General features: G+C 56.2%; 20 protein-coding genes. 11 read left to right on the forward strand and 9 right to left on the reverse strand.

What is annotated here, in order from left to right:
- Positions 1-153 precede the first annotated feature (153 nt).
- Positions 154-351: a hypothetical protein gene (locus HY282_11560; protein ID MBI3804385.1), complete on the reverse strand. Its 198-nt coding sequence runs from the start codon at positions 349-351 to the stop codon at positions 154-156.
- 38 nt (positions 352-389) lie between these two features.
- On the reverse strand, positions 390-986 hold the full coding sequence (locus HY282_11565; protein ID MBI3804386.1) for a TetR family transcriptional regulator C-terminal domain-containing protein: 597 nt from the start codon (positions 984-986) through the stop codon (positions 390-392).
- A gap of 53 nt (positions 987-1,039) precedes the next feature.
- Here HY282_11565 and HY282_11570 point away from each other — a divergent pair, with 53 nt between their 5' ends.
- Positions 1,040-1,204 carry a hypothetical protein gene (locus HY282_11570; protein MBI3804387.1) on the forward strand — a complete coding sequence of 55 codons (165 nt, stop codon included), beginning with the start codon at positions 1,040-1,042 and terminating at the stop codon, positions 1,202-1,204.
- Between the two features lie 125 nt (positions 1,205-1,329).
- On the opposite strand, the gene HY282_11575 is transcribed toward HY282_11570, so the two are convergent.
- Positions 1,330-2,901, reverse strand: coding sequence for a 4-alpha-glucanotransferase (locus HY282_11575; GenBank protein MBI3804388.1), 1,572 nt, complete (start codon positions 2,899-2,901; stop codon positions 1,330-1,332).
- Positions 2,902-3,211: 310 nt separating this feature from the next.
- Between HY282_11575 and HY282_11580 the strand changes: the two genes are divergently transcribed.
- Positions 3,212-3,361: a lmo0937 family membrane protein gene (locus tag HY282_11580; GenBank protein MBI3804389.1), complete on the forward strand. Its 150-nt coding sequence runs from the start codon at positions 3,212-3,214 to the stop codon at positions 3,359-3,361.
- 59 nt (positions 3,362-3,420) lie between these two features.
- Here the strand turns inward: HY282_11580 and HY282_11585 are convergent, their stop codons facing one another.
- From HY282_11585 to HY282_11595, 3 genes are all read right to left on the reverse strand, one after another.
- Positions 3,421-6,054 (reverse strand): GAF domain-containing protein, encoded by a 2,634-nt coding sequence (locus HY282_11585; protein MBI3804390.1) that lies wholly within the window; start codon positions 6,052-6,054, stop codon positions 3,421-3,423.
- 87 nt (positions 6,055-6,141) lie between these two features.
- The gene (locus HY282_11590) at positions 6,142-6,627 is read right to left on the reverse strand and encodes an acyl-CoA thioesterase (protein MBI3804391.1); all 486 of its coding nucleotides are present in this window, start codon (positions 6,625-6,627) and stop codon (positions 6,142-6,144) included.
- A gap of 345 nt (positions 6,628-6,972) precedes the next feature.
- Positions 6,973-7,230, reverse strand: coding sequence for a GlsB/YeaQ/YmgE family stress response membrane protein (locus HY282_11595; GenBank protein MBI3804392.1), 258 nt, complete (start codon positions 7,228-7,230; stop codon positions 6,973-6,975).
- 207 nt (positions 7,231-7,437) lie between these two features.
- Here HY282_11595 and HY282_11600 point away from each other — a divergent pair, with 207 nt between their 5' ends.
- The 5 genes from HY282_11600 (at position 7,438) to HY282_11620 (ending at position 10,731) form a co-directional block, all read left to right on the forward strand.
- A complete protein-coding gene (locus tag HY282_11600; protein ID MBI3804393.1) occupies positions 7,438-7,650 on the forward strand; it encodes a DUF2007 domain-containing protein in 213 nt (70 codons plus the stop codon).
- Positions 7,651-7,901: 251 nt separating this feature from the next.
- Positions 7,902-8,552: a segregation/condensation protein A gene (locus tag HY282_11605; GenBank protein ID MBI3804394.1), complete on the forward strand. Its 651-nt coding sequence runs from the start codon at positions 7,902-7,904 to the stop codon at positions 8,550-8,552.
- A gap of 4 nt (positions 8,553-8,556) precedes the next feature.
- Entirely contained in the window at positions 8,557-9,282 is a 726-nt protein-coding gene (scpB, locus tag HY282_11610; protein MBI3804395.1) for an SMC-Scp complex subunit ScpB, read from the forward strand.
- Positions 9,283-9,511: 229 nt separating this feature from the next.
- Complete coding sequence (locus HY282_11615) at positions 9,512-10,294, forward strand: hypothetical protein (protein ID MBI3804396.1); 783 nt, start codon at positions 9,512-9,514, stop codon at positions 10,292-10,294.
- A 20-nt stretch (positions 10,295-10,314) separates the two neighbouring features.
- Positions 10,315-10,731 carry a hypothetical protein gene (locus HY282_11620; GenBank protein MBI3804397.1) on the forward strand — a complete coding sequence of 139 codons (417 nt, stop codon included), beginning with the start codon at positions 10,315-10,317 and terminating at the stop codon, positions 10,729-10,731.
- On the opposite strand, the gene HY282_11625 is transcribed toward HY282_11620, so the two are convergent.
- Together HY282_11625 and HY282_11630 are read right to left on the reverse strand one after the other, a co-directional pair.
- Positions 10,705-11,688, reverse strand: a complete 984-nt coding sequence (locus tag HY282_11625) for an acetyl-CoA carboxylase carboxyltransferase subunit alpha (protein MBI3804398.1) — start codon at positions 11,686-11,688, stop codon at positions 10,705-10,707. The two genes, HY282_11620 and HY282_11625, sit on opposite strands and share 27 nt — an antisense overlap.
- Positions 11,689-11,695: 7 nt before the next feature.
- Positions 11,696-15,262, reverse strand: coding sequence for a DNA polymerase III subunit alpha (locus tag HY282_11630; protein MBI3804399.1), 3,567 nt, complete (start codon positions 15,260-15,262; stop codon positions 11,696-11,698).
- A gap of 125 nt (positions 15,263-15,387) precedes the next feature.
- Here HY282_11630 and HY282_11635 point away from each other — a divergent pair, with 125 nt between their 5' ends.
- Positions 15,388-16,065: an ankyrin repeat domain-containing protein gene (locus HY282_11635; protein ID MBI3804400.1), complete on the forward strand. Its 678-nt coding sequence runs from the start codon at positions 15,388-15,390 to the stop codon at positions 16,063-16,065.
- A gap of 14 nt (positions 16,066-16,079) precedes the next feature.
- Here the strand turns inward: HY282_11635 and HY282_11640 are convergent, their stop codons facing one another.
- Complete coding sequence (locus HY282_11640) at positions 16,080-16,358, reverse strand: hypothetical protein (GenBank protein MBI3804401.1); 279 nt, start codon at positions 16,356-16,358, stop codon at positions 16,080-16,082.
- Between the two features lie 343 nt (positions 16,359-16,701).
- Here HY282_11640 and HY282_11645 point away from each other — a divergent pair, with 343 nt between their 5' ends.
- From HY282_11645 to HY282_11655, 3 genes are all read left to right on the forward strand, one after another.
- Entirely contained in the window at positions 16,702-17,850 is a 1,149-nt protein-coding gene (locus HY282_11645) for a glycosyltransferase family 4 protein (protein MBI3804402.1), read from the forward strand.
- Positions 17,786-18,619, forward strand: coding sequence for a polysaccharide deacetylase family protein (locus tag HY282_11650; GenBank protein ID MBI3804403.1), 834 nt, complete (start codon positions 17,786-17,788; stop codon positions 18,617-18,619). The genes HY282_11645 and HY282_11650 overlap by 65 nt, the downstream gene beginning before the upstream one ends.
- Before the next feature lie 76 nt (positions 18,620-18,695).
- Positions 18,696-18,895 (forward strand): hypothetical protein (locus HY282_11655; protein ID MBI3804404.1); only part of this gene is annotated, 200 nt, incomplete at its 3' end.

The raw sequence follows: 18,895 nt of genomic DNA on the forward strand, positions 1-18,895 counted from the left end.
TCTCGGCGAGATTCTTTAGATCCACCCTCGAACCGCATCATCGGAGAGGCGCAACGACGGGGATCCGGGCCGGATCGCGCGCCCGGCAGGCGCGTCGAATTCAAGATCGTTCGACGGATCGAACGGCGGCAAATGGCACTGCGGACGGACCGGTCAAGCGGCCACCTTGACGTGTCTTCCTCTTCCCTGTAGAGGTCGAGTCGGGTGGGTTCTGTTGTAAGCAATCACCGGATCGAGAATCTCTCCGCAGGAGAGACAGCGGTAGCCGAAGAAATGGATGACCCCTGTATCGTCGGCCAAATCTTGAAATCGCTCTTCAATCATGACACTTTTGCAGCGTGGACATTCCATTGTATTCCTCCTCCCCTCGCGTAGATCCGTTCATTGCGTCAGCGAATTCCGGGGCCTCTAATGAGGCATTCCAGACTTTTCATGCAATGCCGATAAACCTGCCCCGACTTTTTGGTTTTTGCCAGAAGGATCCCCCCTTCCAAAACCGCGACGACGAAGGTGGCCATCTGTTTCGGATCGACCGATTTTTTGATCTCCCCTTCCTTCTGTGCCTCTTTTAAGAGCTGTTCCACCTCTCGCGCCCAGGCGTCAAAAATGGCATCGAGCTTCCGTCGAAAGCCGTCGTGATGATCGGCCAATTCAAGGGCGAGATTCCCCAGCGGGCAGCCCCCTTTGAACCGGGCGCTTTTTAAGCGTCTTTCCTGCGCTTGAAAGAGCCCGAAAAGGCGGCTTAGCGCGCTTCCCTTTCCGCGGAGCGTCTCCTGGAAAAACGGAATCATCACCGACCCGTACATATCGATGACGGACAGCCCGAGCGCCTCCTTGCTCTTGAAATGAAAGTAGAGATTCCCCTTTTTCACCCGGCACGCCTTAAGAATATCGTCAATACTCGTGCCGTGGTACCCTCTTAAATAAAACAGGTCGCACGCGGTTTCAAGTATCTTTCTTTTCGTTTCGTCGCCCTTGGCGCCCATAAAAACTGACCGGTCGGTTTATTTTCTGCCAATGTACAGGAAGGTCCCGGGGGATGTCAAGAGCCGGCCCGCGCCCGGCCCACGTCGGATTGCGGCGGAGAGGAGTCGGGGCCGGCACCTCGGCGCCGGGCTTCTTTGCCGTCCATCCGCCGGCGCCTGCCCGCCGGGGTGAACCCCGCTCCCTCGGCGGTCGAATGCTGCGCGACCCTGCAAGGTGAGCGCGTCTGCGCACGCGCACCCGCTCCATCTTCTGGGAGATCGAACCGTCCACCTGAAGCGGTCGAGAATAGGTCTCATTCTGAAAACAGACGCAGGGGTTCAAGGCCCTAGACGCGCCGTTCTCTTATTCGGCTGAGGAAGGGGAGATTTGCCGTTCGCCGCCGTGCCAGCGGTCATGGCGGTCGATGAAGGATTTGAGGCTTTCGAGCTGCTCTTTGAAGGGGGAAGTGTGCTGGAGCTCTCGTAAGGGGGAGGGGAGGCGGAAGCGCCAATTATGGCGGCCGACGGTGGCGGGGATATTGATCTGGTCCGGCAGCCCCAAAATATCTTGAATCGGAAAAACCACCAGGCCCGAGCCTGCATCGAGAAGTCGGGCCAGGATCGCCTGATGGAGGCGTTCCGAAAATGGATCGGCTGGGGAGAAATCGTTTTCTCCATTCAGCATCGCCAAAAAAGCGGCCCGCTCTTTCGGTGAGATTTCGTTCCACCAGCGAAGGAGGGTGCTGGTATCATGGGTCCCGGTGGTGGCGAGCGAGACAAAGGGATACGCTTTCGGATCACGATAGCGCAGATCGTCTTTCTCCCATCGGAGAATCTTATGCCCGGCGATTCCGAATGCGGTGAGCGATTCACGGACGAAGTCGGGGATGACGCCGAGATCTTCGGCGACCGGAATACAATCACCCGCTTCTTCGATGATGGCGTTTAAAAACGCCGCGCCGCGCCGAATCTGCTCCGGCTCCTCGCTCGGCTCGAAATAGGGTTTCCCCTTCTGCGGGATCACCCAGACCCGATAGAATCCGACCACATGGTCGAGGCGAATCAGGTTGAAGAGTGCGCGGGCATGGCGGATGCGAAGACGCCACCAGAAGAAGTCTTTCCGCTCCATTTCTTTCCAATCAAAGAGCGGAAGGCCCCAGTCTTGTCCTTGGTCGTTGAACACATCGGGGGGGGCGCCGACCGAGTCGACCGCGCTGAACGCGTCGCGATGGGTCCAGATGTCGGCGCTGTCTTGGCTGACCAAGAAGGGAAGGTCCCCCATCATTAAGACATTTTTCTCGCGCGCGTACGCCCGGACCTGTTTCCACTGTTCCCAGAGTGCCCATTGGAGATATTTAAAAAAGAGAAGGCGCGTTTCGTTCTTCTGCTCGAGCGCTCGCATCGCCGCCGCATCCCGGTCTCGATAAACAAGGGGCCATTCCTTCCAATACCGCCATCCCTGTTGTTCTTTGAGCAGCCGAAAGAGAACATAATCATTCAGCCATTCTGCATGTTTTTCGATGAACTGTTGGAGCAATCGGGCGCGCTCGCTTTTTTTAATCCATTCCTCCCGAAGAAAGGAGTCGAAGCTCTGCTCCAGAAGCGGGGCCTTGAGCGCCCGGATCTCCTCATAGCAGATCTCCTTGCTGTCGCGCAGGCGGCCGAGTTCCTGCTGAAAGGAGGGAGCGGTCAGGGTGTGAGCCGCTTCGCTTTGATTAAAATCGTCCCAGGCGAGCAGGGAGAGGTAGATCGGATCGAGCGCGAAGCCGCTGAGCGCCTGATACGGACTGGTCTCATAAGGAGAGGTTTCATAAATCGGAAGGATCTGCAAGAGGTGGAGATGATGATCCGACATCCAGTCGATGAGGGGGAGGAGATCGAGGATCTCCCCGACGCCGAAGCTCTCCGCGCTTCGAATCGAAAAAAGCGGGATCATGACCCCGCAGACCCCTTTATTTAAGAAAGGCGATCGGCGGTTCGCACCAAATGATTTTTTGTCGGCGATTGAGACGTCCATCATTATTAAAGGGTGATTAAACTGTTTTCAGCATAAGAAAATGAAGGAAGGAATGTCAAGTGCAAGGATCACGAAAAGGGTCCGCTGATCCTCCCCTCGATTGCGTCGCGTTGCCGTAATTGAATATACTATAGAGAAGAAGAGGAACAACTGTCATCAGATTCTGTTCCGCTGATATATGGATAGCGTGATTTAACATGAGCATAAGCATAAACATAAGGAGGATAAGATGATAGAGACAATCGTTGTGATCTTGCTTGTGTTGTGGCTCTTGGGGGTCATCGGCTCGTATACGTTGGGCGGGGCGCTCCATATTTTATTGGTCGCCGCCCTCGTGCTGATTGTGCTCCGATTGGCCGGCGGCCGAAGGATCGCCTGAATCGGCGTCCTTCTCGACCTCGATCGGTCGGTTTGGACGTGAGGGACGGTGCAGCCGGATCAGGCCGCCTTTTGTTGGTCCTCGGGATACCGGCGTGGGAGAAAGATCTTAAAGGTGGTTCCTTCTCCAAGGTGGCTTGAGACGCTGATCTCTCCCTTCAACACTTCGATCGAGCGTTTTACGATGGCCAGGCCGAGCCCGCTCCCTTTTATCTGGCGCGAAGCCTCTCCTTTTCCTTGCCAAAACGGTTCAAAGATGTGGGCAAGGTCGGGCTCGGCAATTCCGACCCCCGAATCGCTGATTTGGATCAGGATGCCGTTTCGCTCGGCGATCTCGGTCGCCGTGATATGGACAAAGCCATTCTCGGTAAATTTGGCGGCGTTGCTCAGCAGGTTTTGAAAGACCTGCCTCAAGCGGGTGTGATCGCAGTAGATCGTTTGAGGCGTATCGATGTCTATTTTGAGATGAATCTCTTTTTGGGCAAAGAGCGACTCGAGATTTGCGACGACTCTTTTGATAAATGGTTCGAGCTCGATCTCTTCGACATGGATCGCAATTTCTTTCGCTTCGAATTGGGCGAGATCGAGGATATCATTAATGAGCTGGCCGAGCAGCAGAGCATTCTCCTTCGTTCGGGTCACCGGAAGGACCTGGCGGGGCTCTACCGGTCCGTAGGTTCCGTTGATGATCAGAGAGAGGTAACCGATAATCGAATTAATCGGGGTTCGTAACTCATGCGTGATAAATGAGAAGAACCGAGTCTGTCTCCGTTGAGACTCTTCCAGCTCGATGCTCTTGTTTCGAAGCGCCTCGTTGGCCCGCCGCATTCCTTCAAAAAGCCGAGCGACCTCAAGGAAAGGGGCGAGGTGATAGGTGAGCGGAACGACAAACTCGGTCGCCTGGGCGGGACGCGCCAGCGGCTGATCGCTCCAGAGGTTCAACGTCCCGATTAATTTTCCCCGGACGACGAGCGGCAAAATCAGGTAGGACCGCACCCCGGTTTTGGCGAGTTTTCGCTCCGCCTCGGAGGCCTCTTTTTCGAGGAGGTCGGGTTCGATCAACGGTTCCTGCTTCATCGTCAACCGGGAGAGAAGATTCAAGTCGGTGATCGGCCAGGTGTAATTTTGCGGCAGCGGAATTCCCTTTCTCCCTTTGACCCGATAAAAATGAACCTCTCCCTCCTCTTTATAGATCGCGATGCTTGCCCAATCGAACGGGGTGTACTTCTGAATTTCTCTGAGGAGAAGGTCGAAGACCTGATCGACATCAGGGCTCAGATTAATCGCCTGGCTGATGGCGCCGAGCTGCTCCGCGTACCGGCTCACCTCCCTGAAGAGCTGCGCGTTTTTGAAGGCCACCGAGGCATTCGCGCCGAGGGTCTGGAGCATAAAGAGCTCCGACTGAGAATAGGGACTCCCATTTTGTTTCGGGCCGATGTGACAGACGCCGATCAGCTGGTCTTCAAAGGTCAGCGGAATGGCGAGGCTGCTATTTAAATCCTTCATCTGATCGGCGATCGGTTTCGCCTTCTCATCGCGCTCGATCTCCTCGAAAAGGAGTATTTTTCTCTGTCGATCGAGCCGTCTGACCAGCGGGTGATCGCCGGGGATCAGGACATCGATCGAGTTTTCTTCGTGGCCGACCGTTCGGTGCAGTTGATAATTTCCCTTCCCGTCGGCTAGAAAAATCGAGAGGGAGGAGGGATGGAGCGATTTGATCAAGACGGCGAAGAATTTCTCGGTCAGGTCTTCAAGGTGGAGGAAGCGGACGGCGAGCTGACTGAACTCTGAAATCGACTTGAAGTGCTCGTATCGCTCCCGAAAAAGAGAGCGCTCCACCCACTGCTGGGTCAGCGGTTTTATATTTGAGAAAAAGAGGAGAATGGCGGCGAAGAGGGCGAAGCTCGCAATGTTGGCCGCCCGGAGCGAGAGCACCCTCTGAAAGAATTCGGTCAAAAGAAAAAAGGGAATGGCGGTCGCGAGCAGGGTAAAGAGGTAGACGATCCCCCGTTGAAGGACGATTTCAATATCGAGAAATTGGTAACGCACGATGGCATAGGTGAGCATCGCGGCAAAGAGGGGAACGAGATAGGTGGCGTAAGCGCTCAGATAATATCTTTCAATGCTGAAGTCGGCCATGAAATTGGTGGTCCCCCCGGTAAAGCCGATCAGCGATGCCCAGAACACCAGCCGGACCTGCTTTCGCTCCAGCCCGGACGTGGTCCGGTAACGCCTTAAAAGAAGGTTAAAACCGTACAGAAGATCGACGGCGAAGAAAAGAATCAGGAAGGGATAAAGCGGTCCCGGATCGATAAAGTAAGAGGATTGATATCGCAGCGAGACGCTTTTTACCATCCAGGGGGTCAAGTTGGTGACGAAGAGAAAGAGGGAGATGAGATAAGAAAGAAGGAGCGGCCGGTTCACCGGCAGCTTCATAAAAGAAAAAATAAAATGAAGAAAAAAGGTCGGAATGAAAACCGTTCCGGCGATCGTAAATCGGGCCCAAAAAAGGGCCGGGTCAGACTTCGTGGCGGTGAGGTAAAGCACCCGGCCGCCGGCCCAGATCAAGACGCTTCCTGCGAAGAGCGCAAAGGACCGGTTCACCCTTCCTTCAGGATGGTGAAGTAAGACACCGGCGCCGATGAAAAAAACGGAAATAAAGGTGATTAGGGAAGACCAGGCGTAAGCATTCATATCAACCGGAGCGAGAGATTAATCAACGGGGCGCGGACTAAGTTTTATAAGTATCACATCAAGGAAATAAAAATCCAGAGGCAAAATTCAAGATTTTTTGGTTCGTAATGGATGGATCTGCAAAAGTGCATTTTTTATTTCTAAAGGAATCTCGATCAACTTTCCCTCTGCATCGGCGCAAGCGATGACCTGTCTTCCGCTGGAGAGCGGCTGGCCCGTCTCCACATTGACCATATTGAAGTCGAGTTGAAAGCTGGCCCGCTTGATCCATGGCGCCGTCAGGCTGATTTCGATCGGATCATACAGTTTCGATTCCCCTTTGTACTCCGCCGCCGCTTCGACGGTGAGAAGATGAAACCCTGTTTTGAAGAGCGCCGGATGGTTCGGAACGGCCACCCTTAAATACTCCTCGCGCACCTCTCCCTGCCACTCAAAGAACCGGGCGAAATAGACGTTTCCTTGCGCATTGGTATCGGAGAGATAAACCCTTCTCCGAAAGATAAACTTCTTTTCGGCGTCTTCCCTAACCGAAATCTCTTTGGCGTTCGACACGGTCTTCAAATGGGCTGTCATGGCTGACTCCTTGGCACTCTTTTATTTATTTAAGATCCGATCTGCCGCACTTCAAATGCTCTTTCAACGATTTACGAACAAGGTCAGTGAGGTTGTGGGGGAGATCTGTGAACATCGATGAATGAGGACCGTGATCTGTTAAGATCCATGAAGAGGGATGTGAGACGCCACCTGCCGATTCATGTTACCAGGAACAGTAACAGAATTCAACTAGTCTATTTTGATTAACTTCCTCTGGCCAATTGAGAGTCATTGATGGATCCGATAAACCCAAAAAGGCCGGTTACCGGAGGATTTCTATGGATTCTGGCTCCTCCGACAACCGGCCGTCAAGGCGGTTTGGCCTCATGCAGTGCTTCGACCGATCATGAGGCGATAACCCCATAGCACGATGATCGCACCGACCACCGACATGATAAATCCGCCGGCTTGTTGGTCCGGTCCATACAACCCGACGGCGCGACCGAGAAAGCCGCCGATCAACGCACCGACGATCCCCAAAAGAATCGTCACCACAAAGCCGCCCGGATCATGTCCGGGCATTAAAAATTTTGCCACGATGCCGACAATGGCTCCAAAAACAATCCAGCCAAGTATGCCCATATCCCGCCTCCTTTCTAATTTCTATCTAATTCCTAATTTGTAACTTGATGTTACCAAAAGGCGGAGGAGCTTGACTATCCTCCGAACGGGGGTCATTCGAAATGAGAGGGTGCAATCGGATCGGGGAGATGGTAAGAATACGATCAGGATCCGGCGCTGTTTTTTGGCGAAAGGCAAGCAGAAAGGAAAGGGTAGAAGGGTATAAAGATGGCGTTCACGATTCTTCACCGATTCCAGTCCCGGATGGAGGCGGAGATGGCGGGGGAGATTTTATCACAGGCGCACATTCCTTATCTGATCCAATCGGAAGACATCGGCATTTTCGGGCCGGGTGCGAGTCCGACGCCGGCCGGCGCCCGCCTCCTGGTCCATCCGGAAGATCTGGAGGAGGCCCGGACCCGCTTGTTGGGGATGATCTGAGGAGCGCCGATTCAAGAGAGCGAACTTCTGCATATCCCTTATGTGGGGTTCTCGGGATTCTTGCCCACATCCGGTTGGTTTTTTTTCTTGCCTATGAAAGCTTTAAATGATATAAAAATCTCAGATTATTCATCGGATAATCGGTTCTCACCAGATTGGATTGAATGGAATCAGAAGCGGCATATGAAGTAAAAGTAGATGCTTTTGAAGGGCCTCTCGAGCTTCTTCTTCATCTTATCAAGAAGAATGAAGTGAACGTTTACGACATCCCGATCGCACTGATCACTCAGCAATACCTCGAGACCCTCGACCTGATGAAGTCGCTGAATCTCTCCATCGCCGGAGAATTTTTGGTGATGGCGGCGACTTTAATCCACATCAAATCGAAAACACTCCTCCCCCCCTCCGAAACGGAAGAGGAAGAAGAGGGGGATCCCCGCGAGGAGCTGGTCGCGCGGCTATTGGAGTATCAGAAATTCAAAGACGCGGCGGAGCGATTCGAGGAGCGGGAAAATCTCTGGCGGGAGATTTTCCGAAGAGAGCCGAGCCTCTCTCCCGAGCTTCTTCCCGAAGAGGTCCCGCTGGTCGATTTGAGCCTCTATTCGCTCCTCGATGCATTAAAGGGGGTGCTGGCGCGCATCCCCGACAAGCGGGTTCTTCAGGTCACCATCGACGAGCTCACGGTAAAAGATCGGATGCAGTTCGTCATCGACCAGATGGAGCCGGTCGAGAGCTCCCTCTTCGACGATTTATTCAAAGAGGTAAAAACTCGGCATGCAGTGGTCGTCACCTTTTTAGCGCTTCTGGAGTTGATTCGTCTCGGGCTGCTTCGTGTCGTACAAGGGGACGCGTGCGGGCCGCTGCGTCTGTTTAAGACCAAAAACCTGTCAGGAGAGGCGTAGCCGTATGGAAGACCATGAGATCAAACCGGTGATTGAGGCATTGATGTTTGTCTCGGGCGATCCGATCTCACTCGATCGGCTCCACGATGTCCTCACAGGCGTGGAGAAGCCGCGGCTCAAGGCGCTTCTGGGAGAGTTGATGGAAGAGTACACCCGCTCGAATCGCGGTCTGCAGGTGGTCGAGATCGCCGGGGGCTATCAGCTGACGACGCGGATTGAGATGGCCCCTTGGATCAAAGAGATGGAGAAGATTAAATCGGCGGCGCGCCTCTCGAAGCCCGGTCTGGAGACGCTGGCGATCATCGCGTACAAACAGCCGGCGACCCGCGCCGAGATCGAGCAGATTCGCGGCGTCGATGCAGCCGGGGTGCTGAAAACCTTGATGGAGCGGAAGCTGGTCAAAATCGTCGGCAGAAAAGAGGTCGCCGGCCGACCGATGATGTATGGGACGACCCGCGAGTTTCTACAGTATTTTGGACTTTCAGACCTCACCGCCCTTCCGACGCTCAAAGAGTTCTCAGAGGTCACCGGAGCGGAGCGGGAAGGGGAGTTGCCGACCGAAGAGTCCGCCGCGGCTGAAGCGGTTGCGCCCGAATCGTCCGAGAGCCCCGACGCAGGTCCCGACAGCGCTGCGGAAACGCTCTCCGAGCCCGACCGAGAGGCGCTCGAACCCGAGACGATCTTCAGCGGCTCGAACCCCTCTTCCGCCGGAGAGTCGTCCGAATCTTAACGGAGAACCAAGTTTTCCTGCGGAGACTCTCTCCTCCTTACTCCGCCTTTGTCCCTTTCTCTTTCCCTCCCTTTGCTCCGCCAAAGAGGGTGTCCCTGCGCCCCATCGATCCAGACCGGCAAGACCGCCCGTTCCGATCTAAATTCTCAATTCCATTAGCTTTCGGCCCATTGACAATGAAATTTTGAAGAGCCTAAAATAGGACAAATCTCTTTTGGGGAGGTCGTCGATGTCGCTTAAAAAGTCTCTGTTATGGCTCCTGTTGTTTGTGCTTCCCGTTCTTTTTCCCGGAAAGGCGGCTGCCTATAACGAAGACAGCCGGTTTCACTTTGAGGCGCTCTTCGAGTATCTGACCCGTGATATTCGAGAGGACAACACGCAGTTCGCCGGTGAGAATTTTCCGGAGACGACCTCTTCGGCGCAATCGCTTCGCCTTCTCGGCAAGTTGAGCCTTCGCATCGTCGACCCCCTGGAGATCTATGGTCTGGCGGGGGGGAGTAACCTCGATGTCGATGATTTCCATTTTCACTCCGATTTCAGCGGCGCCTATGGCGGCGGGGTGCGGGTGGTTCTCTTTCGGGAGCGAGATCCGCGACGACCCTATCAAGTCTTTGCCGATTATCGGTTTCTGCAATTCAAAGCGAACGACTCCGTTCTCTTTGACCCGACGATTATCGACAATGCCGGCAACGCCGTTCATCTCCTTCCCCCCAGCGGGGAGAGCGTCCAAGAGCGGATTCGCTGGCAGGAGCATACGGTGAAGCTCGGCTTCATGGCCCGGGATTATGAATTTGAGCCGTATGGAGGGGTTCGCTTCTCTTTAGTGAAAGGGCGGGACCATATCCCCACCTCCGTTCAGAAGCTGAATATAAAAGTAAACCAGGACGACATTTTCGGCGTGTTTCTTGGAACGTCGTATTACCTGACCCCCTCGGACAAAGCGGCGCTCTTCGTCGAGGGGAGTCTGTTCGATCAATATTCGATTAGCGGAGGGTTCCGCGTCGGCTTTTAACAATCAACATGGTAAAAGAAATGTATAAAAAAATATTTTTAGCGGTTTTATTGGCCTGGACGGTCGCATTGACCGGATGCCACATGACGGAGGGCGCTTCAGTCCGCGCCGATTACTACGGCGACTACCCGTATCGAAGGGCGGCCCCCTATCCGTACTATCCCTATTATCCCTATTACAATCGGTATTATGATCCTTTCCTCTATCCCGCTTACGTATATGATCCCTACCCGTATTTCTTTTTCGGCGGCAGTTTCATCTACGGCACCAGCGACGTCTTTATTGTCAATCATCATCATCGGTCTATCGGGCCGGGCTCCCGGAGCCTTCGCGGTTTCCGGGGGGGAGGCGGTGGGACGATTGCCCCTTCAAGCCCTTCACAGGGAGGAGGGGGTAGCAGTGGCGGCAGTTCAGGAGGAGGGAGGAGCCTTCGGTAGGGAGGCCTCTTCCGAGAAGAGGCCGATCCCGCGGAGGCGCTTGTAGCGGAGCGCCAACCGTTCCGCCGGCGGGATCGATTCGAGCTCCCAGAGCTGTTTGGAAAGAATTTTGGAGAGCGCCCCGCCCATCTTCTCCGGGTCGCGGTGGGCCCCCCCGGACGGCTCCGGGATGATCTCATCGATGATTTTCAGTTGGAGCAGGTCTTGCGCCGTCATCTTGAGCGCCTCGGCCGCCTCGGCTGTTTTGGCCGAATCGTTCCAGAGAATCGCGGCGCATCCTTCCGGAGAGATCACCGAGTAGATCGAATACTGCAGCATCAGAAGACGGTCGGAGACCGAGATCGCCAGCGCCCCCCCGCTTCCCCCCTCGCCGATGACGACCGACAGAATCGGCACTTTAATTTGTGACATCACCATCAAATTGCGGGCGATCGCTTCCGATTGGCCCCGCTCCTCCGCGCCGATGCCGGGGTAGGCGCCGGGGGTGTCGACGAAGGTGACGATCGGCTTGTTGAATTTTTCGGCGAGCTGCATGATCCGAAGCGCCTTGCGGTACCCCTCCGGATGGGGCATCCCGAAGTTGCGGGTGATCCGCTCCTTTACCGTCTTTCCCTTCTGGTGTCCGATCACCGCGACCGACCGTCCGTCGAGCCGCGCGAGCCCGGTGAGGATCGACTTGTCGTCCCCGTAGAGCCGATCGCCGTGCAGCTCGGTGAAATCTTCGAACATCATCTCGATGTAGTCGTCGGTGTTCGGCCGCTGCGCATGCCGCGCGATCTGCGTCTTCTGCCAGGCGGTCAACTTGGAGTAGATCTCTTCCTGCAGCGCCTCCATTTTCTTCTGAAGCTTCCGGATCTCTTCGCCTTGACGCGGGTCGGTCTTGACCAGGTCTTTCAGGTGATTGATCCGGTTCTGGATCTCCAAAATCGGTTTTTCAAAATCCAATGACTCGTTCACATTGACCTCAAAAGGGGGGTGCCGAGGTTGTCTCCATCGATGACGGCTGACCGACGATCCCTTTTCCAAAACGGCTCTCCAACTCCTCCGTCAACCGGTTGGAACCGTCGACCTTCAGCGTCGAATCGACGGCGATCGTCGATTCGCTGACCGATCCGGACCCCTCCGGAATCGCGATTTTTAAGTGAACCGGAAGCGGTCCGGGGTGCCGCTGCAAGATCTTCTGAAGCTGCCCCAGCTCGGACGGATCGATCGCATCGGCGGAGAGGCGGATCAGAAACGGACGGGCGGGAAACCGCTCCGAAAGGGGAGGCTCGGTCGGCGCGGGCCTCGCCTCTTTGAGCGGAATGATCGCCGTCGCCTTCAGCTTGAGCCCCTTGTCCCCCCGGTCGAGCATCCCGTTGATCAAGAGCGGAATGTCCTGCTGGAAGAGGGGGGCGGAGGTTTGATAAAGGTCGGGGAAGACGATCACCTCCACCGAGCCGGTCAGGTCTTCGATCCGAAGATAGGCCATCCGGTCGCCCCGCTTTGTCGTCGCCACCTTCTCCTGAACGACGACCCCGCAGATCCGCACCTCCCGGTCCTCTTCGATCGTCGCCAAATCCTCCGTCGGGGTCGCCGACCGTTTTTTCATGATCTCTATAAACGGGGTCAACGGGTGCCGGGTGATGTAAAAGCCGACCGCTTCCTTTTCCAGCTTGGAGATCTCCGCATCTTCCCACTCCGGGATGTCTGGGAGGGCCGGATCGGCGATGGCGGAGGGATCGGCGGCGCCGCCGTTTCCGAAGATCGTCATCTGTCCCGCCTCCCGGACCTTCTGTTGCTGGGCGCCGTCTTGCATCGCCCGCTCCAGCACCTCCATCTGCGCCGACCGTTTCGCTCCGGTCGAGTCGAACGCGCCGCACTTGATCAGCCCTTCAATGACCCGCTTGTTGACCTTCCGCAGGTCGATCTTCCGGCAAAAATCAAAAAGGGAGGTGAAGCGCCCCTGGGCGTTCCGGGCGGCGATGATGACATCGACCGCGCCGCTCCCGACATTCTTGATCGCGGCGAGTCCGAATCGAATTCCTCCCGGAACGACGGTGAAGTCGCGGTCCGACTCATTGACGTCGGGCGGGAGAATCTGAATCCCCATGTTCCGGCATTCGGTGATATATTTTACCACCTTGTCGGAGTTCCCCATCTCGCTGGTGAGCAGCGCCGTCATCAGCTCATGCGGGTGGTGGGCCTTCAAATAAGCGGTCTGGTAGGTGATCAGCGCGTAGGCGGCGGAGTGCGATTTGTTGAAGCCGTACCCGGCGAAGTACTCCATCAGGTCGAAGATCTTCTCCGCCTTTGCTTTGGAGTGGCCATTCTTCAGCGATCCCTCAATGAAGCGCGCCTTCTGCGCCGCCATCTCCTCCGGTTTTTTCTTCCCCATGGCGCGGCGGAGCAGATCGGCTTCGCCGAGGGAGAAGCCGGCCAAAACGTTGGCGATCTTCATCACCTGCTCTTGATAGACGATGACGCCGTAGGTCTCTTTCAAGATGTCGGCGAGCTGCGGCAGCTCGTACTGAATTTTTTTTGGATCGCGCTTCCGCTTGATGAAGTCGTCGACCATGCCGCTCCCGATCGGGCCGGGGCGATAGAGGGCGAGGATCGCGACGATGTCCTCGAAGTTCTCCGGCTTCATTTTTACCAGCAGGTCGCGCATCCCCGCGCTTTCCAGCTGGAAGATCCCGGTCGTCTCGCCCGACCCGAGGAGCTCATAGGTCTTTGGATCAGTCATCGGGATCTGGGAGATCTCGAGCCGTTGCGGCGGGTCCGGTTTTTCATTCACGAGCCGAACGGCGTGATCAATTACGGTGAGTGTCCGCAATCCTAAAAAGTCGAATTTGACCAGGCCGATCTTCTCGATGTCGCCCATCGCGTATTGGGTCATCGTTTCACCCTTGCTTCCGCGATAGAGCGGGACATGCTCCGTGAGCGGCTCCGCCGAAATCACCACCCCGGCCGCATGGGTCGACGCATGGCGGGCGAGCCCTTCCAATCTTTTCGCCAGGTCGATCACCTCGCCGACCTTTGGATCGGCCGCGGCCGCCTGATTCAGACGGGGCTCTTGGGCGAGCGCTTCATCGAGGGTGATATTGAGCGTGTTGGGAATCAGCTTGGCAAGCTTGTCGGCCTCGGCATAGGGGAGCTCCAAGACCCGGGCGACGTCTCGGATCGCCGCCTTCGCCGCCATCGTTCCGAAGGTGATGATCTGGGAGACATGGTCGGCGCCATATTTTTGCGTCACGTGGCGGATGACCTCCTCGCGCCGATCCATGCAGAAGTCCATGTCGATATCGGGAAGGGTGATCCGCTCCGGGTTGAGGAAGCGCTCGAAGATCAGGCCGTATTCGATCGGATCGATGTCGGTGATCTTCAACGCATAGGCGGCGAGGCTTCCCGCCGCTGACCCGCGCCCAGGCCCCACCGGGATATTCGACGTCCGCGCGTAGTTGATGATATCCCAGACAATCAGAAAGTAGCCGGCGTATCCCATCTTGTTGATGACGTCGAGCTCTTTCTTTAAGCGCTCTTCATAGACCGGGCGGAGCGTTGCGGCGCGGCCCCTTGACTGCTCAAAGCGGCTTTCAAGCCCCTTCTGTGCGAGCGAGGCGAGGTAGGCCTCGCGCGTCTCTCCGGCGGGAGCTTCATATTGAGGAAGATGGAACGTCCCGAATTTGAGATCGAGATTAATCATCTCGGCAATCTGGAGCGTATTGTGGATTGCCGAGGGAATCTCGTCGAACGCCCGGATCATCTCCTCCGGCGATTTGAAGTAGAGCTGCTGTGTCTCGAAGCGCATCCGGTTCGGCATATTGACCGTCTTCCCGGTCTGGAGGCAGAGCATGATGTCGTGGGCGCGGGCGTCTTCTTTGTGGAGATAGTGACAGTCGTTGGTTCCGACGAGCGGGATGTCGTTTTTCTTCGAGAGCGCCACCAGCTGGCGGTTGGCCGTCTTCTGCAGGTCGAGCCCGTTGTCCTGGATCTCCAGAAAAAAATTCTCTTTCCCGAAGATCTCCTGATATTCATGCGCCGCGGCGACCGCTTCTTTTTCATAGCCGCGGGCAAGCAGATAGGGGATCTCGCCCCGAAGGCAGGCGGAGAGGCAGATCAATCCGGCGCTGTGCTTGCGAAGAACCTCCTTGTCGATCCGCGGTTTGTAGTAGTAGCCCTCGAGGTTGGCGATGGTGAGGAGCTTCATCAGATTTTTGTAACCGGTCTCGTTCGCCGCCAGGAGAATGAGGTGGTAGTAGGGATTGGAGCCGCCGATTTCATTGTAGTCGTCGTCGGCGCCGGTCCCTTCCTTGTCGAACCGGCTTCTCGGGGCGAGGTAGGCTTCACAGCCGATGATCGGCTTGATCCCCGCTTTCTTTGCCTTTTGGTAGAACTCGATCGCGCCGAAGAGATTGCCATGGTCGGTGATGGCGACGGCCGGCATCCCGAACCCCTTGGCGGTCTCGATCAGCGGATCGACCTGATTCGCCCCGTCCAGCAGGGAATATTGCGTATGAAGATGAAGGTGAACAAAGTTCTGATTTGGCATGGGAAGATTCTAATGTTCTGGGGCAAAAACGTCAAGATGAAAGAGGGAAGATTTTGATCATGAATAGATTTCCTTGACTCCGGGAAAGCGTTGATCTATATAGAAAGGTCAAGTAGGTTAAGATAATGACCCCGGAACAGGAATTTCTCGAATCGATCAAGAAGGGAGATCTCGCCAAGGTGAAGTGTCTCCTTGATGAGACCCCGATGCTCCTTCATGCCGCGGGGGAGGTCGTTTCACCCCTCCTCTCCGCCCTCTATCACCGACATCAAAAGATCGTTGCGTTTTTCCTATCTCAGAACGTTCAGCTGAATCTCTTCGAGGCGGCGGCGGTCGGAGATTCGAAACGAATGGCCGAGTTGATTGAAACGGCGCCGGATCGGCTGCATGCCGTCTCTCCCGACGGTTTCTCGCTGCTGGGACTGGCCGCTTTTTTCGGTCATCCGAAAGTCGCAGGCTATCTCATCGAAAAAGGGGCCGACGTCGATGCCCCTTCCCGAAATGCGGCGCGGGTCCGGCCGCTTCACAGCGCGCTGGCGCATCGCGATCCGGAAGTGTCGTTCGCGGTCGCACAGCGGCTGATTGAGGGCGGTGCCGATGTAAATGCAACGCAGGCGGGAGGCTGGACGCCGCTTCACCAGGCAGCGGTCCACGGCCAGGTTGGGCTCGCGACGCTCCTGCTCGATCGGGGAGCCGACATCAACGCCGCGGCGGACAATGGAAAGACCCCGTTGGCCTTGGCGATCTCCGGAAAACAGAAGGAGCTGGCGGTTTTGCTACGCGAAAGGGGGGCGAGGCCGTAGCGGTACCGATCGGCTTAGAGGTACTTGTGGAAGTCCTGCTCGAAGGTTGGGAAATATCTCGGAATCGCCGTGAGATCGAACCGTGAGAGAATCGCCTCCTTCGGTTCCCGGTCGAGCAGAAACTGAAAGGCGGCCTGGACACAGCGCTCCGGACTGATCTTTCCGGCGGTCAGCTTCTGATAAACCGACTCGGGCATCGTCACCTCATGTTTTGTTTCGCTGCGATCTTCCCCAATGATGACACAAAACTCAAGCGGCTCTCGGGCCGCCTCGATCCGTTCCACATGGATCATCGCTTCTTTTTTATGATCGGCAGACATCGGTGCCCCCCCCGAAAATATAAAAGGAACTCTTCTCCCAACCCTCATCATGTCATAACTGCCGGCCTGAATACAATTGGGCTGAGGGTTCCGTCAGACCCCCCTGCAAGAGAGAAGAGCGATTTGATTTTTGAATGTGAGAAGGGGGTCTTATCAGTGACCATATTGGTGTCGACCTCCCGATTTTCGGTTGGGTTTTCCCGAGCCTCCCACGCTTCTTCCCAACGGCGGCGGAATGGAATCACTCCTGTCTTCCGGGGACGGGAGGGATCGGCACACACCTTGCAGAATTTATTTAGGCATGATCATTCTCCAGATGGATACCTCGCGGGGATTTGGCGGGCAGCAGGAGTGGATTCTCCGCCTCTCTGCCGCTCTGATTAAAAGCGGACATCGCGTGGTGCTCATCTGTCGGCCGGACACCCCCCTCGCCCGGAAGGGCGCGGAGCGGGGGATCCCGTTGTGGACGCTCTCCGTCCGGAACAGCCTCGATCTTCGCGCTGTTCTTTCGCTCGCACGGTTAATATGCCAGGAAGAGGTCGAAGTGGTCCATACCCATAACGCGGTCACCAGCTGGCTTGCGTGGTTTGCGGGCCACGCCTGGCCGCTCGTTCCCCGAAGGCCGGTGTTGGTCCGAACCCGCCATCTCGCGAATAAAAGCCGGTATCGTTTTCCTTATCGGCTTCTCTCCGATCGGGTGGTGGCGGTCAGTGAATATCTGCGATCGTATTTGGTCGAGGAGTTGCGGCTTTCTCCTGCGAAGGTGGTTGTCTCGTCGCCCGGCATCGATACCGATCTTTACCGGACGGCTTCGGTCGAACGAGGGGTGCATGAGGAATTCGGCATTCCGAGCGGGGTGCCGGTCATCGGCACAGTCGCATTTCTCCGCAAAGAGAAGGGGCAATCGGTTCTCATCGAGGCGGCGCCGGCGATATTGGCCCGCTTTCCGGAAACGCGCTTTCTTCTGGTCGGATCGGGAGGGGACGAGAAGAATCTGCGTCGGCAGGTCCGGGAAGAGGGGCTGGAGCAACACTTCATCTTCACCGGATACCGTTCCGATATCCCCCGCCTCTTGGCGGCGGTCGATCTTTTCGTTGCGCCTTCCCTCAAAGAGGCACTTGGGATTTCCATTTTGGAGGCAATGGCGATGGAAAAACCGGTGGTGGCGAGCGGCGTCGGAGGAATTCTGGAGGTGATCTCCAACCGGGAGAATGGGCTGTTGGTCCCCTCTGGAAATGCAGCGGCGCTGTCGGCGGCCCTTTTATTTCTTCTCGTCCACCCAAAGCGGGCCGAACAGCTTGGTCGCCGCGCAAGAAGGACGGTGGAAGAGCGGTACAATCTCCAGCACGCCGTCGAACAGACGGTGGCCTTATATCGACATATTCAGGAGGAGATCCGGCATGGAAAGGTCGCGCCGACCTGTTCCGATTTTGATGTACCACCACGTGAACCGCTATCGAGATGATGCGCTGAATGTTTCCGTGGAGCGGTTCGAGCAGCAGATCGCCCATCTCAGCGGTCACTATTCTTCTCTCTTTCTCGACGATGTCGAGGGGTATTTTGGGGGGAGAGGCACCGGCGAGACGCGGCCCTCTTCCCTTCCCCCGGTTGCGGTGACTTTTGACGATGGATATGCCGATGCGTGGTTCTATGCCTATCCGATCCTGAAGAAGCATCGGGTGAAGGCAACGATCTTCGTGAATACCGCTCGGGTTTTCCCCGGTCAATCCTGTCGGCCGTACGACCGGGTGATCGCGGTGCGACGGCACAAGGAGATCGAGGACGAGCCGCAGCTGTCCGACTTTCTCTCCTGGCCGGAAATGAGAGAGATGGAACAGAGCGGCCTAATCCGAGTCGAATCGCACACCCACCATCACCTTCGGTGCGACGCTTCGCTTTCCTCGGAACGATTGATCGACGGACTTCGTCGCTCTAAAGCCGAAATCGAGCGACAGCTCGGACGGGAGTGCCGCTACCTGGCATGGCCGTTCGGGGCGTATGATATGCGGGCCACGGCGGCCGCGCAGGCATGCGGTTATCGCGCAGCGGTCACTACATTCAAGGGGACCAACCTGCCGGGGAGCGACCTCATGCAGCTGCGGAGAATTACTGCAAGAGACCGATCGATGGCTTGGTTCCGCCTCGTCCTTTCGCTCTTTTCTTCTCCTTTCTTAAGCGAGGCTTATCTAACGCTGAAGAAAGAGCCCCGCCCCCTCAGCAGCGTCTCGAGATAAGTGATATAATGCTGGGACTTTGCCCTTCATCCGGATCTGCCGGAGTCCACCGGTGTGAACCTTTTTAACCGAGCGTATGACGAACGTTTCTCTCCTTTCTTCTCCCACAGAAAAAAGTATCTCCTTTCTCGATGCCGGCATTGAGTGGGGGATCCTTCTTTTCGCCTTGCTCTTTCCGGTGAAATCGATTGCCTCGGTGACGGCGGGGATTAATCTGCTGAAGTGGTTTGCCCTTTATCTGCCGCTTTTTTTCTGGATCGCCAAGATGGCGGTTGA

The organism is Candidatus Manganitrophaceae bacterium (assembly GCA_016200325.1).
Taxonomy (GTDB): Bacteria; Nitrospirota; Nitrospiria; order SBBL01; family Manganitrophaceae; genus Manganitrophus.